Source organism: Tahibacter amnicola, from assembly GCF_025398735.1.
GTDB classification, from domain to species: Bacteria; Pseudomonadota; Gammaproteobacteria; order Xanthomonadales; family Rhodanobacteraceae; genus Tahibacter; species Tahibacter amnicola.
In genome coordinates this window covers 2,559,113-2,573,033 of sequence record NZ_CP104694.1, presented here as the reverse complement: position 1 = coordinate 2,573,033, position 13,921 = coordinate 2,559,113, and the positions used below count along the sequence as shown (strand labels likewise).

11 protein-coding genes are annotated in these 13,921 nt (G+C 65.2%); 3 read left to right on the top strand and 8 right to left on the bottom strand.

The genetic code is table 11. The annotated features are described in order from the left end of the window. Positions 1 to 5: 5 nt before the first annotated feature. Positions 6 to 1,244 (top strand): pectin acetylesterase-family hydrolase, encoded by a 1,239-nt coding sequence (locus tag N4264_RS10950; protein ID WP_261697070.1) that lies wholly within the window; start codon positions 6 to 8, stop codon positions 1,242 to 1,244. A gap of 48 nt (positions 1,245 to 1,292) precedes the next feature. Here the strand turns inward: N4264_RS10950 and N4264_RS10945 are convergent, their stop codons facing one another. From N4264_RS10945 to N4264_RS10930, 4 genes are all read right to left on the bottom strand, one after another. Continuing rightward, a complete protein-coding gene (locus tag N4264_RS10945) occupies positions 1,293 to 1,754 on the bottom strand; it encodes a hypothetical protein (RefSeq protein WP_261697069.1) in 462 nt (153 codons plus the stop codon). Positions 1,755 to 1,807: 53 nt separating this feature from the next. Next, positions 1,808 to 2,260, bottom strand: a complete 453-nt coding sequence (locus N4264_RS10940) for a hypothetical protein (RefSeq protein WP_261697068.1) — start codon at positions 2,258 to 2,260, stop codon at positions 1,808 to 1,810. Between the two features lie 148 nt (positions 2,261 to 2,408). Continuing rightward, complete coding sequence (locus N4264_RS10935; RefSeq protein ID WP_261697067.1) at positions 2,409 to 4,583, bottom strand: glycoside hydrolase family 44 protein; 2,175 nt, start codon at positions 4,581 to 4,583, stop codon at positions 2,409 to 2,411. A 61-nt stretch (positions 4,584 to 4,644) separates the two neighbouring features. Next, positions 4,645 to 6,684 (bottom strand): carbohydrate binding domain-containing protein, encoded by a 2,040-nt coding sequence (locus tag N4264_RS10930; protein ID WP_261697066.1) that lies wholly within the window; start codon positions 6,682 to 6,684, stop codon positions 4,645 to 4,647. Positions 6,685 to 6,998: 314 nt separating this feature from the next. Between N4264_RS10930 and N4264_RS10925 the strand changes: the two genes are divergently transcribed. After that, a complete protein-coding gene (locus N4264_RS10925; protein WP_261697065.1) occupies positions 6,999 to 7,442 on the top strand; it encodes a hypothetical protein in 444 nt (147 codons plus the stop codon). Between the two features lie 144 nt (positions 7,443 to 7,586). Continuing rightward, on the top strand, positions 7,587 to 8,948 hold the full coding sequence (locus tag N4264_RS10920) for an MBL fold metallo-hydrolase (RefSeq protein ID WP_261697064.1): 1,362 nt from the start codon (positions 7,587 to 7,589) through the stop codon (positions 8,946 to 8,948). Positions 8,949 to 8,957: 9 nt separating this feature from the next. Here N4264_RS10920 and N4264_RS10915 read toward each other — a convergent pair whose 3' ends face one another. From N4264_RS10915 to N4264_RS10900, 4 genes are all read right to left on the bottom strand, one after another. Further along, positions 8,958 to 11,252 (bottom strand): serine/threonine-protein kinase, encoded by a 2,295-nt coding sequence (locus N4264_RS10915; protein ID WP_261697063.1) that lies wholly within the window; start codon positions 11,250 to 11,252, stop codon positions 8,958 to 8,960. Continuing rightward, positions 11,249 to 11,929, bottom strand: coding sequence for an RNA polymerase sigma factor (locus N4264_RS10910; RefSeq protein WP_261697062.1), 681 nt, complete (start codon positions 11,927 to 11,929; stop codon positions 11,249 to 11,251). Before N4264_RS10910 ends, N4264_RS10915 begins: the two co-directional genes overlap by 4 nt. A 51-nt stretch (positions 11,930 to 11,980) precedes the next feature. Next, a complete protein-coding gene (locus N4264_RS10905; protein ID WP_261697061.1) occupies positions 11,981 to 13,006 on the bottom strand; it encodes a hypothetical protein in 1,026 nt (341 codons plus the stop codon). A gap of 93 nt (positions 13,007 to 13,099) precedes the next feature. Then, positions 13,100 to 13,906: a hypothetical protein gene (locus N4264_RS10900; protein ID WP_261697060.1), complete on the bottom strand. Its 807-nt coding sequence runs from the start codon at positions 13,904 to 13,906 to the stop codon at positions 13,100 to 13,102. Between the last annotated feature and the right edge of the window lie 15 nt (positions 13,907 to 13,921).

Below are 13,921 nucleotides of genomic sequence, written 5' to 3'. Positions count from 1 at the left end.
CTACCATGAAGACCTCCGCGTTGGCCGCCGCGCTGGCATTGGCCACGTTACACGGGCCGCCTGGCACCGCCGGTGCATCCGAACCTGTGCGTACCGCGCCGGCATTGCCGCCGGCCTGCCGCGCCGGCGCGCCGGACTGCTGGCTGACAGTGAAACCCGCCGAGATGGATTCGCACTGGGCGCAGGCCCGCTGCAACGACGGCAGCGCCGCGGGCTATGAATTCCGTCCGTCACCCACCGGCTCGAAAAACTGGGTGATCCTGTTCGAAGGCGGCGGCAGTTGCGACGACCTGACGCTGCAGTGTGCCAATCGAAATCACCGGTTGACGACCACCTCGCCGATCGGAAACGGACAGTGGCGACGCATTCCGCACGCGGGCATTCTCAACCCCCTGCCAACGGTCAATCCGGACTTCTACGCCGCCAACCTGGTGCAGCTCAATTACTGCTCCAGCGACCAATGGTCCGGCGCGACGTCATTGCGGCGCATCACCTCGGCAACGCCCGGGTGCACGGATGCGAGCACGTGCGGGTGGTATTTTTCCGGGCGCGCCAATGTGCAGGCTGCGCTGGAATCGCTCCAGCGTGAGCACGGACTCGTGGACGACGGATCGCAACGCGTGCTGTTCGTCGGCACGTCAGCGGGCGGTTTCGGCCTGGCGGCAAACGCCGAAGCGCTGACCACGCTGCTGCCGGTGACGCACCAGGCGGATCGCCTGCGCTTCGTGATTGACGGCGCCTTCGTGCTGGACGGCTGGGACGTTCCGGGCCACACCATCGGTGACAGTCATCTGACCAACGTCAACGCCGTGGCTGCGCAGAACCGTCGTTTCTGGCGTGCGCGCTTCGACACCTTCTGCGAAGCAGATCGCATCGCCCGCGGACTGGATCCATCTTTGTGTACTTTTCTGTCGGTGGATTATTCCTACCTGACTTCGGCCACCAACGGCCTGGGCCTGAAGGTACTGCTCCAGAACAGCACACTGGACGCCGTCGCCGTGGCGCGTCTGGGCCTGGACGACCTGAACGACCCCGCACGCGAGGAATGGCGCTGTCGCATGACCCAGGCGCTGGCAGCCGCCCCCTGGCTGTTCAGCAGCGGCGACGTCTATCACACCTTGAGCGGCAGCAATACGGCATTCAACGCAGGACAGAACGGCCGGACCTATCGCGACCTGGTCGGCCGATTCTGGCGCGATGAAACGCCACGTCGTTACGTCTACCGGAATCCCGCCTGTCCCTAGCCCGCACACGGCACGGCGTCCCTCATGCGCAGACGCCGTGCCGCGCCATCACGCCGTGGCGGGAACGGCGGATGCGGGACGCCAGAAGATCTTCCAGGTCGCCAGGAGCGGCGCGACATAGAGCACGAAGAACACCGCATCGAGCGCGACGTTCTGCCAGAAACCGAACGCCAGGGAAACCAGGACATCCGGCACGAACCATCCGAACAGGGACGCTGCAAAAGCCGACCATGCCAGGCGCGATCGGTTGGCGAACGGGCCATGCGCAACAAACGCCAGAACAATACCCCAACCGAAGATCGCCGCCCCCAGCGCCCCGTGAATGAAGGTGATATAGCGCGTGGCGGCCTCGCCAAACGTATCGATGTGGAAGGGTGAACCATAGAACAGCCACGAAAATCCGTGGCGGGCCAGCACCGGCGCCACCATCAGCGCCAACCCGAATACGACCGTCAGCATGGTGACGCCGAACAACCACAGCTGCCAGAACCGCAATCGTCTTGCTTCCACGAAAACCTCCTGTTCGCCTGTACATCGGTGACGGTAGGTTACGACGGCACTGATTATCCCGGGGTCACTGGCGCTGGCAAGGCGACGACCTGTTCGCACAACCAGCGGGCCGCCAGCCCGCTTCGCACCAGCAGGCCCGCGTAATCGCCCGAATGGAAGCCCGGGCTGACCGCGCAACACCAGCGTCCGCCGCGGCGCGGTCCGTCCAGGTGCTCCGCCCTCGCCTCGCGCCCTGCTGCGACGGCCGAGGTGTCGTCGTCCGGATCGCCGTCCCACGCCAGCGTGGAACGGTGCGACCGCCGGCCCGGCGGGGGCACGAGCGATCCGCTACGGCAGGCGTCTTCCACCAGCCTGGCCAGCCAGTCGGCTGCCTGCGCATCTTCCAGAGTGATGGCCACCCACGCGCTGTCGAAGACGAGTGCCCCGTTGCAATACAGTCGCAGTGCGTAGGCGGGCGACCGTCCCTTCGGACGGGCCAGATGTTCGCATTCCCGTCGCAGTTCCACGCCGCTCCCTGCAGGACCCGGGCGGCGGGAGGGCCGCGCCTTCGCCGGGAAAGGCTCGCATATGCCGATGCCAGCACGCAACGCCCCGCGGAACCGGCGTCGGAACGGCATTCCCGCAGGTCGCGCCGGCATCGTCAACAGGGCCCGCTTACTGGAAGCCGTTCCGGAAGAGCACGTCGCTTTCCGGCAGTACGAGCAGGCTCGCCGAGCGGGCCGGAACAGCGGGTATGACCAGGCTGTTGCCCGCGATGGAACCCGTGCCCGCCTGGGCGTAGTGGTGCGCGCCGTCGAAGCGGTACATCCGCCAGGAACCTGTAAGCGGGGTTGACAGGTTCACGGTGATATCCTGCGGCGATGTGGATTTGTTGAACAACAGCACGAAGACCTTCTGGCCCGCCTGGTGCACCGCATACGCGCCCAGGGCGTCGACGTCGCTGGACAGTGCCTGCACACTGTCGCCGACGACGCGGCTGTTGGCGCCGTCGTAGTCCAGGTACATGCGGAAAGCGTCCTCTGCGTAGCTGCCCTCGGCCGGTGCGACCCAGCGCGTGGCGAGATCCACGCCTTCGCGGCCGAAGATCGCCAGCACCTCGGCCTGTGCCAGCGCGCCCGTGGCCCCCGAGTCCGGACCCCACTTGTACTCGGTGATCGCCAGCTTCGTACCAGGGCAACGCGCGTCGATCCACTCGCGCAGCCGTGGGATCAGGCGCGGCTTGTCCCGTATCCACGACGGGGACGTGTAGTTCGGGTCGTACAGCTCCTTCAGCGACTGCAGCCGCCACGCCGCCGTTTCCGGCGATTCGTCGACATGATCCGGATTGGTACCGGCCAGGTCGTGCGTCTCGTCGCCCTGCGGATAGTAATGCACATCCAGGTAGTCGACCAGGCGAACGCCATTGGTACTCTGGTAGTCGCACACCTTCTTGAGGTACCACTCGGCGAGCGGCATCCCCTGGTGCGCATCGCGATCCGGACCGGTGACACAGCTCACGCCGCGACTGGCATCCTGCGCGGAGGTGAACAGGTCACACCATCCCCAGGTCACCGGGCCGAACAGTTTCACGTACGGATCCTGCATCTTCATGGCGTCCGCGTACTGCAGCGTGCGAGTCCACAGTTCGTCGTAGCTGACGGGCTGTGGATGCACGTCGCCGTGCGTCAAGTGCCACAGCATGATCTCGTTGTCGAGCGATACGTAGCGCGCCGGGCCACCCGGCCGGCTGGCGATGTGCGCCAGGCGTTGCGCGTTGAACGCCGGCGTGATCGGGATCGACGTATCGGCCGGATCATTGTTGCGGATGAAGCCCGGCGGATTGCTGCCGTTCGGATTCGCCACGCAGTAGCCGGTGGTGTTCACCTGCGGATTGCACAGGCCGTTGCCGGCGTCTGCCGTGCACCAGTCCGGATTGCCCGCCGCGAGGCATTCGTTGCTCAGCTGCGGCCCGTACTTGGCGATCGAGAAACCCCAGCGTTTGACGCGATCCTTGGGGGTCCATCCGATCATCGAAGCCGTAATCAACGGCTCTCCGCCGTACTGCCGGGTGATGTCGATGAACTGGTTGATGGTCGAGTTGCCGGGCAGGCCGGTGCCGTTGCCATCAGGGATGTTCATGTAGAACCAGTCGGACGCCGTGCTATGCGTGTCGAACTGCCAGTTTTCGCGCGTCGTGGCATTTCCGCCATGACGGCGCACCGGATAGCGCAGGTCCGCATGCTGGGCGGTGCTGCCGAAGTTGACGCCGTAGATGTCCGGATTGATCGGGCGGCGGTTCACGCCCAGGTTCACCGTCACCGTCTGGGTGACGGACTGGATCGGACGGCCGTTGAAGACAATGTCGTCAATATAGACGGCAGGCTGGCTGCCGCCAGTGAAATCCATGATCTGCAGCTTGTTGAACTCGCCTCCGGTCAGGCCAGTGCTGGCGTTGAAGGGCAGCGTGAAAAGGTGCCACGTACCTGCCGTGATGCCACCTGCCGTGCGCGGCGCCACATCGAACTCGGCCACGCGGGTCTCACCGTTGATCAGCGCGAGCTTGAGCACCTGGTTGCCCGCACTGCCACCGTGAATCCAGAACGTGAGCGAGGCGACTCCCGCGATGTTGATGCTCGATTGTGGACGGGCAAACAGCAGCCCACCCCAGTCAGCCGGATCAAACCTTATCGACTGGCTGCCACCGTGCACGGGCGTCGCATTGTTCAGCGCATGGGTGCCCCAGCTCCAATTCTGGAAGTCGGACTGCAGGGAATCGGTGTAGACGGGCACGGACGTCTGCGCCGAAACCGGGGCGCACGCCAGCAGCCAAAGCCAAAGTCCGTTACGCATGGACAGCTCCGGAAGAAGTCGGATTGGAGGCGGTCGCCGCCGCAGCGGCGACCGGAGGTCGTCAGGGCGACACGATGAGCGTGCTGTTACCCGAGAGATTGCGGTTGAGCGTGATCCACAGCGCGTCGCCGGCATCATCCAGTGACGGGAAGTAGTCCACATCCCGCACCAGCGTCATGCCGTTGAGCCGGACCGTACCCGGAAGGGCGCTGCCGGTGTAACCGCGCACCACAAGAACGGGACGGTTCAGGGTGCCGCTGCCGACCTGCACGCCGAGGTTGACCGCGTTGCCCGCGGCCTGCACCTCCCAGGTGCCGTACACGTGGTTGTAGCCGGCCGGCTGGTAGGGCTTGGTGTCGGTCCGGCCCGCGCCGGCAGGCCCCTGGGTCAGCACCTGTCCCTGCGTCGCAGTCAAGGTGACATTCTGCACCGTTTCCACTTGTTGCACCTGGCTCAGGGTCGGGCTGATCGAGTGACGATCGAGCACGATGTGCAGGTTGTAGCTCTGGCGCGGCCAGCCGGCCCGCATGCCCGTGTCGCCCAGCTCCGGATAGCTCGCCTTGCCCAGGAAACCGTAGTTGGTTCCCCACGCGATGCGCTTGGAAATCGTACTGTCATCGGTACCGAGGAAGGAGTACTGATTCAGCTGGTACGGCCAGTTCCAGGTGCAGGGCATGGTTGAGGTCGTGCCGGACGTACAGGCCGGACCCGCCGCACTGGTCGAACCCCAGCGCGCATAGCCCCAGTAGCCGCCGGCGTCCTGCTGGGTGATGGTCTGCGTCTGCACCATGCCCATTTCGGCGTCGACGTTCTGCGTCCACAAATTTGCGTAGGGAACCGTATTGGGCGCAGTCCAGGCCCAGGGACTGTTCAGCGTCAACGGACCGGCCGTGGTCGTGAACTTGTAGCGCTCGCCCCATGCCGCGCCCATCACCGTATCGCCCGTTCCTGGCGCGGCGCCGTCGAACGTCATGTCGCCGTAGGGGGAGCGGCTGTCGCCCTCCAGCGCATTCACGGGCGCGCTGCTCATGTCGTAGCTGATCGACCAGAGGGGGTGATCGCGGCCGGTGACGAAGGTCCAGTCGATCGTGATGCCCACCGGGTACTGGCTGACGCCGCCGCTGCCGTTCATGCCGGCAAATTGGAACGTCTGCGTATAGCGATGGATGGCGTGGTGACGACCGGCAAACAGCGTGCGGAACTGGCCGGGCGTGTCATAGCCGGCCACGCCCCAGCTGCCCAGTCCATTGCCGAAATGAGATACGACGTAACCGAATCCCGGATGACCGTTGAACGAACCGGTCACCGTACGCGTCGACTGGTCTGCCAGCTGGTAGGTCAGCTGGCGCAGATAACCGCCGTACTTGCTGGCGGGATCACGCTGGGTATTGCGGACCATGGCCGCACTGCGCGGGCGTCCTGCGCTGTCGCGCCAGGTGTAGCGGTCGGAACGGAACCCGTCGAGATTGACGTCTGGTTCGATCACGATGCCATTGTCCGGCGGGGCGATAACCGGTTCGAAATTGCCGCTGAAGATCGGGTCCGGACCACCGGTCGGTGCGCGCTCCAGCAGCACGACGTCATCGAGGTAAAGCGGCGTCTGCTCCGAACCGTCTACGCCCCAGTCCATCAGGTACACATTGTTGAACGTGCCCGAAAATGCCATCGCGCCACTGTCAAACGACACCTCGACCTGCGTCCATGCGTTGGCCGCGATCGTGCCGCCGGCCATGGGGGCGACATCCGCCTGGGCGCGGATATCGGTCGAACTGCCCACCCGGTTTCCCACAAAAAGCCGCACGCGTTGCCCGCCCGCGCTACCGCCGTGGACCCAGAAGCGCAGGCCGCGATAGGTCGTGGTATCCAGCGCATCCGTCGTCACCACGCTCAGCCCGTTCCAGTCCCGCGGCAAAAACCGGATGGAGCGGGTGCCAGCGTGAGCCGGCGTCGTGTTGGCGAAATTCTCCGTGCCGCCCCAGCTGATATTGGTGAAGTTGTTCTGCAGCTGCTCGTCGTACACGACGCGATCGGCCGCGTGGACGTTTACGCCGACGGCAGCAGCCAGCAGGACCAGCGATGAATGACAGTTGACAAGGCGCACGCGAATTTCCCGTTCCTGGAGGTATCAAGGCCCGCCCGCACGGTCGATCAGGCGACGGGGTTCATTGGCGGCGGCATTGTCAGTGGCACAATTGCCAGCCTCCAGAACCATTTTGCGGAGGCGGGGTCGGTAAAAGGCCCAATCTTTCCGGGGAACGCGACCCGAATCACGCTTTGGCCGAAATAGCCGACATGCGGTAGGAGCCAACGGTCGTTTCAGAAAGTGCCATTGACTGGAGAATGAGACACAATCGACGGTTTCCGGGCGCGTCGAGCCACCGCCGTCCGTCACTTTTGCTGCCCAGAAGGTCCCTCATGGAATGCCAGTTTGAAGTCAGCGTTCGTATCACCCCGCCGCAGGAGGCGTTTTTCCGCAGCGTACTGGCTATGAATGTGGGCAAGTCGGGCAGCGACAACGATGCCCTTGTCGCCCGCTGCGCCGAGCAGTTCGGCGACGCCGGCGCCAACGCGGCGCGTGGCCTGATCCAGGCAATGGGGGAGCACCGGGAGAATCTGTCGCTCGAGGAACAACGGCAGGAGGAAGACAGCATCGTCTGGTGTGCTGTCTACGGCACCTGGGGCATGGAAATCGCCGAATCGATCGCCTCATTCCTGGCTCAGCTCTCTCCACAGATCCATGCCATCGTCGAAGGCGACTACGACGAGGATCCCTGGGGCTTCCGCTACACCACATCCCAGGGTGATGTTGTGTTCGAGGAAGGCTTCCTATCGGAGCACGGCCATCCGGACGATGAGTGATTTCCAGGCCCACGCACGTTAAACGTACCGCTGCGCCGAAACGACGGTGCAGCGGGTTGGGCCGAGGCCTTCGGTGCGCCGGGCCTGAAAATCGTGGGCTTTGCCTGCGCTAGCATGCCACTTCCCCGCTAGCCAGGATCGTCCATGCGCGCCTGTCGTCTGATTCTGCTCATCGCATTGCTGGGTTTCGGGTCCTTCGCCCCGGCTGCAACGACGTATCGCGCCGAGGGCTACCTCACCGACGCAACGCACCCGAAACGTCCGGGCGACAGCCACCGGATTGATGTCCGCGTCACCGTCACGCTCGATCCCGTGACAGCAGAAGCGTCGATCGCGATTGAAACGGACCTCGCCGGCAAATCAGCTATTGCACAGTATTTCATCGGCCATGGACGCGTATTCCAGCGCGACGCCGAGGGCAGGGAAATCGCGGCATCGTCCCTGGGCGATGTGTCGCCGGCCGTGATCGCCGCACTGCACCCGGCCGTGGTCGACAGCACCTTGACCATCCGGCGCGAGGATCTTGCCCGGCGCGGCAGCCAGGGGTGGTTCGCCTGGAATGACGTGCTGTGGACGCTGGCGTTTGCGCGTCGCGGCGAAGCCGTTACGGCGCTCCGTCACGACGTGGCGCACGATCTCTTCGGCGACACGGTGGAATCCGTTTCGTATCGGCAACGGCGCGAAGGCGGCACCCACGTCACCGTCACTGCCTTTGAGCGCACCCTGGCTGACCTGTCTTTCACAGCAGGAACGCCGGCACTCGAGTGGGAAGGCATCGGTGCCATCGACCGCCAGAATGATCGCGCACGCGTCGTGTCTGACCGGGAAATCCAGTTCACTGAATTGGCGCCCGGCGTGCACATGATCGCCCTGGCCGCACTGGATCTTCGGGTCTTCGTCGCCGAGTTCGGTGATCATGTCATCGTGCTGGAAGGCGCCTACAGCTCCGCCGTCGGCGACCGGTTGGCGCAGGCCATCCGCAGGCATTTCGGCAAACCCGTGCGCTATTTCGCGTTCAGCCATCTGCATGGCCAATATGTCGGCGGCGTGCGCAGCTGGGTGGCGGAGGGCGCAACGATACTCGTGCCACCATCAACGGCACCGCTGATCAAGGACGTGCTGGCTGCGCCGCACCGTCTGCATCCCGATGCCCAGGCTGCCGTGCGCGCCCCCTTGAAACTGCACACCATCGCCGCGCACGAGCGCATCGCGGATGAGACAAACCGGCTGGACATCTACAACGTGGACTCCGCCCACACCGACGACTACTTCATCTTCCACTTCCCGGCACAAAAGCTGCTCTTGACCGGCGACCTGATGATGTACCGGCCAGGACAGGCCCTACGCGGGCGGTCGCGCAAGCTGTGCGCCACGGTGCAGTCCCTGGGCCTCGGCGTCGATCGCTACGTTGGCAGCTGGCCCCTGAACAGCTTCGGCATACAGGGAATTGTCGAGCACTCGGAGGTCCAACGCGCCTGCGCAATGCCGGAGCCGCCCGCGTCGTAGTGCCGCCGCTCAGGGCGCGGGTGCGCGCTCCTCGGGAAGTAGCAGGACTTGCGGATTGACCGGATGCCAGGCATCGGGCGGCGTACGGGCGACGCCAAGGTAGTCGGCCTGCCGCTGCAGCGCCTCCCACTCGCCCACCGCAGTGACATCCTGCTGCAGGCGTTCCGACGTGACGAGATCGTCGCGCACGTGCTCGCCCAGCCAGACGTACTGGCGTCGGAAGGCAAGGGCCTGGGCTTCCTGCGGCCGCCCTTTGTACAGGCGGCGCAAGATGACACTCCCGATCATCCGCGCAAGGATGCTGGCGTCCGATTGCATCAGCCGCTGACCCAGGGTTCCACATGCATCGCGCAAGGCTGGCACCGCACGATGGATCGGATCGCCCGGTTTACATAGCCGGGCCACATCGCCGTAGGCGGGCAACGGTACGTTGTTGATCGCATAGCGCCGGAACCAGCGTTCGATATCGGCCTCACCGGTCATGCCGTGCAGCGGTCGTGCGATGGACGAAGGCAACGGCTCGCGTCCGACAACGGGGCGCAGGATGCGGACGATATCGGGCAAGTGATCGTCCGCGCGACTGGCTTTCGCCGCCTGCAGGATCACGTTCGCAAGGGCCGCATCACTTCGCTTTTCGCCCCGGGGCAGCAGGAACCAGTGGATAGCGTTGTCCGGGAAGTGCCGGATCAAGCGCTCGCGGTACTCCGGATGGCGGCAGGGATGGTGTTGCGCATGGCAGGCAAGGGCTGCCACGTAGAGCGCCAGTTCATTGCCACGCTCGTCCGACAAGCGCGACAGAACCGTCTCGTACGCGTCGCCATTACCAGCTTCCCGCGCGGTGGCAATACCGATCAGGGCTGCGGCGATCCAGTGGTCACGGTCGGAAGAACCGGCCAGCGTGTCGATCTGGGTCCGTCGATAATCCTCGCCCAGTTGCGCGGCGATCTGCGACACCAGGTCGTTGACCGCATCGCCGTTTCCCGCAGCTGTCAGCGCTTCGCGAAAACGGGCCAGTACCTCGCCCTGTGCCGCCGCATCCCCCCGCAAGGCTTGTTTCAGCCAAGCCACCGAGCGCCGGGCACTGCGTTCGCGCTCTTCGCCTGCACCCGCCGGAAACGCGGCTGCCAGCAGGCCAGAAAGGTGCGCCACCCGCCGGGACTCCTGGTGTGTCTGCAACTGCGACTCGTGCGCGGCGATTCGCGCGGTTTCCGCGCGGCGCCATTGCCACAGCGTGGCCGCCAGACCGCCGATCAGCGCCGCAATTGCGACAGCAGTGACCAGTGTCACAAGCCGATTACGTCTCACCGAACGCCACGCGCGCTCCGGCCATCGCCGCGCGCGCACACTGACGGCGGTACCGTCCTGCCAGCGCGACAGGTCCGCGCGCAATGCACCGACCGTCGCGTAGCGCCGCTCCGGATCCGGCTGCAGGCATCGCTCGCAGATCGCGGCGAGATCGCGATCCAGCGTCCCGGCAACGCGTTGCGACAAGGCCATGCCAGCTATTCCGCCCGCCAAGGTGGGTGCACTGGGCGTGTCAGTCCGCCGCGGCGCCACGCCCCCCAGCATTTCGTACAGGATGGCACCCAGTGCATAAATATCCGTGCATGCATCGAGAAATGCGCCGGGCCTGGATTGCTCCGGCGCCATGTATCCGGGCGTGCCGGCACACTCTTGCGCCAGCACGCCACCGCCGGATCCCATTACGCGAGCCAGACCGAAGTCTGCGACCATGGGCTGGCCCTGGTCGTTGAACAGCACGTTCGCAGGCTTGAGGTCCAGGTGCAGCAGCTGCAAGCTGTGGGCGTACTCCACGGCGGAAGCAACCGCTGTGATCACCTCCACCGCTAGACGCGCAGGCATCGGCGCCGCAGCGAGCCGGGCGGCGAGCGTGCCGCCACGCAGCAGTGGCATGGAGAAGTAGTGCAACCCATCCGTTGCACCCACCTCGTAGATGGCCACGATGTGCGGATGGTGCAGGCGCGCCGCAATGCGCGCTTCTTCGCGAAACCGGTTTATGGTCCTTTCGTCGCCCGCCATGCGGGTGGTCACGAACTTGACCGCGACCTGGCGGTCCAGACTGACCTGCCGGGCGCGGAACACAACGCCCATGCCGCCACGCCCGAGGCGTTCCAGCAATTCAAAATCGCCGAAACGACGTTCGTCAGGGTCAGCGAGGTCCAGCGACTCGCCCAGCAGGTGGTCCGGGTCAGCCTCTTCAACGCCAAGCCGCGCCACAGATGTCCAGTCCGTTGCTGCGGCGTGCAGGGTGCGTTGGGTGCGAGGATCGTCCGGCGCGCTCATGCATCGGCCCCGCCTGTGGCCAGGGCCATGCGAAGCGCCACCAGTTCATTCTCAACGTCGGCCGGATCCGCACACAGGGCAGCAAGCGAGTCCCGCACCGCCTTCTGGAACCGCCCACGCAGCCGCTTGAGCTGCACGGCCAGCGTGTTCGGCGCGATACCACGCAATGTCGCGATGCGCACGAGCTCGCCGGGTGGCGGTGTTTCCGACAACCAGGGCTGCAACGCGTCGAATACTTCGCCGCGGCCTTCTTCGGCATACGCTTGCTGCAGACTATCCAGCGCTGAGCGCGTCAGACACAGCGCAAAGGCCAGGTCGAACCGCTGTTCGGGCGAGTCCATCGACGGCAGCTCCAACGGTTCCGCGGCAGCCTCTTCGAAACGGCGATGGCCGCGGTTGCGTTGCTGTGCCAGAAACCGATGAAGCAGGGCAAACAGGAAACGCCGGAAACTACCGGCCTCCGGCGTCGCCCGGGCCCACCAGCCGTCGCGCAACGAGCGCAGCAGAAATTCCTGGGTCAGATCCTCCGCATCCCGGGCCAGTACACTACGCCGGAAAAAGCCGAGGATTGCCGGCTGGTAGTCGCGTACCAGCCCCTCCCAGGTGCCTGCACGGTCGTCACAGCGGGAATCGCTGGCAAGAATGCGGCTCCAGCGGGTTGTGGGAAAAGAGACCATGGGCGATTCCGGGACGGCCGCAGCGACGATGAGCGTAGCGGTATCCGATCGTTACTGCACTGTCGGCGGCACGGGGCGTTCCTCCGGCAACAGCAAGACGTTTGGGTCTGCCGGTTGCCACCCGATGGGCGGCGTCCGCGACCACCCCATTCGTTCCGCACTGCGCTGCAAGGCCTCCCATTCGCCGACCTCGGCCATCTCGTCCTGCACGCGGTCGAGGACATCGGCGGACCGTACAGACACCTTTTCGGCGAGCCACGTGTAGTTCCGCCGGAACGCCAGGGCCCGTACGGCTTCTTCGGTGCCGGGCACGAGACGACGCAGCAGGACACTTCCGATCATGCGGGTGAGAACGGAACCGCTACGGTCTGCAAAAAGGTGACGTCCTACGCGCATGCAATCTTCGCGCAGCGCACCGGCTGCGTCGCGGCATAGCGTCAGAACGCTTCCGAGGCGCGGCACCAGCACCCGTTCGGCCGCATCCCGGCGCAGCCGCCGTGCCACCGCGACCGGATCGGCTCCAACCACTGCTTCCGGCGCGGGCTCGCCATCCAGCACGGTGCGGATCATGTCGATGAGCGTATCGAGGTGGGAATCGGCGTATTGCGCCTGCGCAGCCTGGGCGAGTGCGGCCGCATCGAGTGTCGTGCCCGCGGGATTTACCAGCCAGTGTACGGCGTTGGCCGGTTCAAGCCGGGCGACGGCACCGTGGGATGGCACTGCACAAGCGCTGGCTTCCTGGCATCCCACGGCCAGAACGTACGCCGCCAGCGCGTCGTCCGGGCGGCTCCGCGCCAGCCGCGCGCTGGCCTCTTGGTATCCGTCCACCGTGCCCGTTTCGCCGTTCCGCGGCATTCCCAGCATGACGGCAACAATCAATTCGTCACGCGTGTGGCTGCCAGCCAATCGCCGCACGAGTTGCTGCCGGTATCGCAGCGACTGCGCTTGCGCCGCCTCGGCTATCGGCTCCCCCGCGCCGGGCCGCCCGGCAGCGCCAGCCTCACTGGCAACCAGTACGCCCGTTGTCGCTGTCAACAGCAGCCACACCCCCACGAGCGAACTTCGTATGGACCGCATCGAACCTCTCCCTTTACCGCTAGCGACGGCATTTCCGTCACTCCTGACATACGGCGAGGGCAGCAACGATGACAGGGCAGCGCGAAGATTCTCTCAGGGCGCTTCCAGGTCGCTGACGAAAATCGGATCACATCCGGACAGGGGACGCAGATCGCGATTGCGTGCATCGAAATAGTGCAGGCGGTGGGGAATCGTGGCGTCGACCGTCGAGATCACCGCCGGCGGGACGCGACCATTGCCGCAGCGCGACGCCAGCCAGGGAACGAAACTCTCGGCGATATCTTCGCGCGTGGGATTGTCGCGGGCATAGGTGGAAATGAACTCCGGATCGGCTGTCTGTGCGGCGATCCAACCCGGCGCCGCGGCAAAATCCGCATCCAGCGAGGTGTGCGAGGCTTCGTGCGCCAGCGTCTCTTCAAGCACGCCATCGCGAATGTACCCCTGCGCCACACTGCCATTGTGAATCAGCAGATTGTTGTTGCCGCCGCCGAAGGGCTGGTCGCCCCGATGCAACCACACTGTCTGCACGTCGCGCCGGAGTGCGCGCGGCAACCGTCCGATCACCGGCAGGTAGATTTCAGCTTCCGCCTGCGCCGCAGCGGCACTGCCGAATTCCGGATTGACCTGCACTTCGACGGTGCTGCCGCCGACGAAACTGGCGTTGAAAAGGTAGGCGTTGTACTCCACGAAGGCATTGACGCGCCGGTCGAACATCAGGCGCATGCCCTGCCCTTGGTACGCAAGCGTCGTGAATTCCGTGGGATCGGCGGACGTGATGAGGTTTGGCGCAATCCAGATCGTGCCGCTGTAGGGAGGCGCTGCCACTGCTCCAGTGAGCGGCGAGGCTGTGCCCAGCAACACCAGCAGTAGCACGCCGAGCCGGCGGTAACGGTGGTTCACACGTGGGCAGGTCCG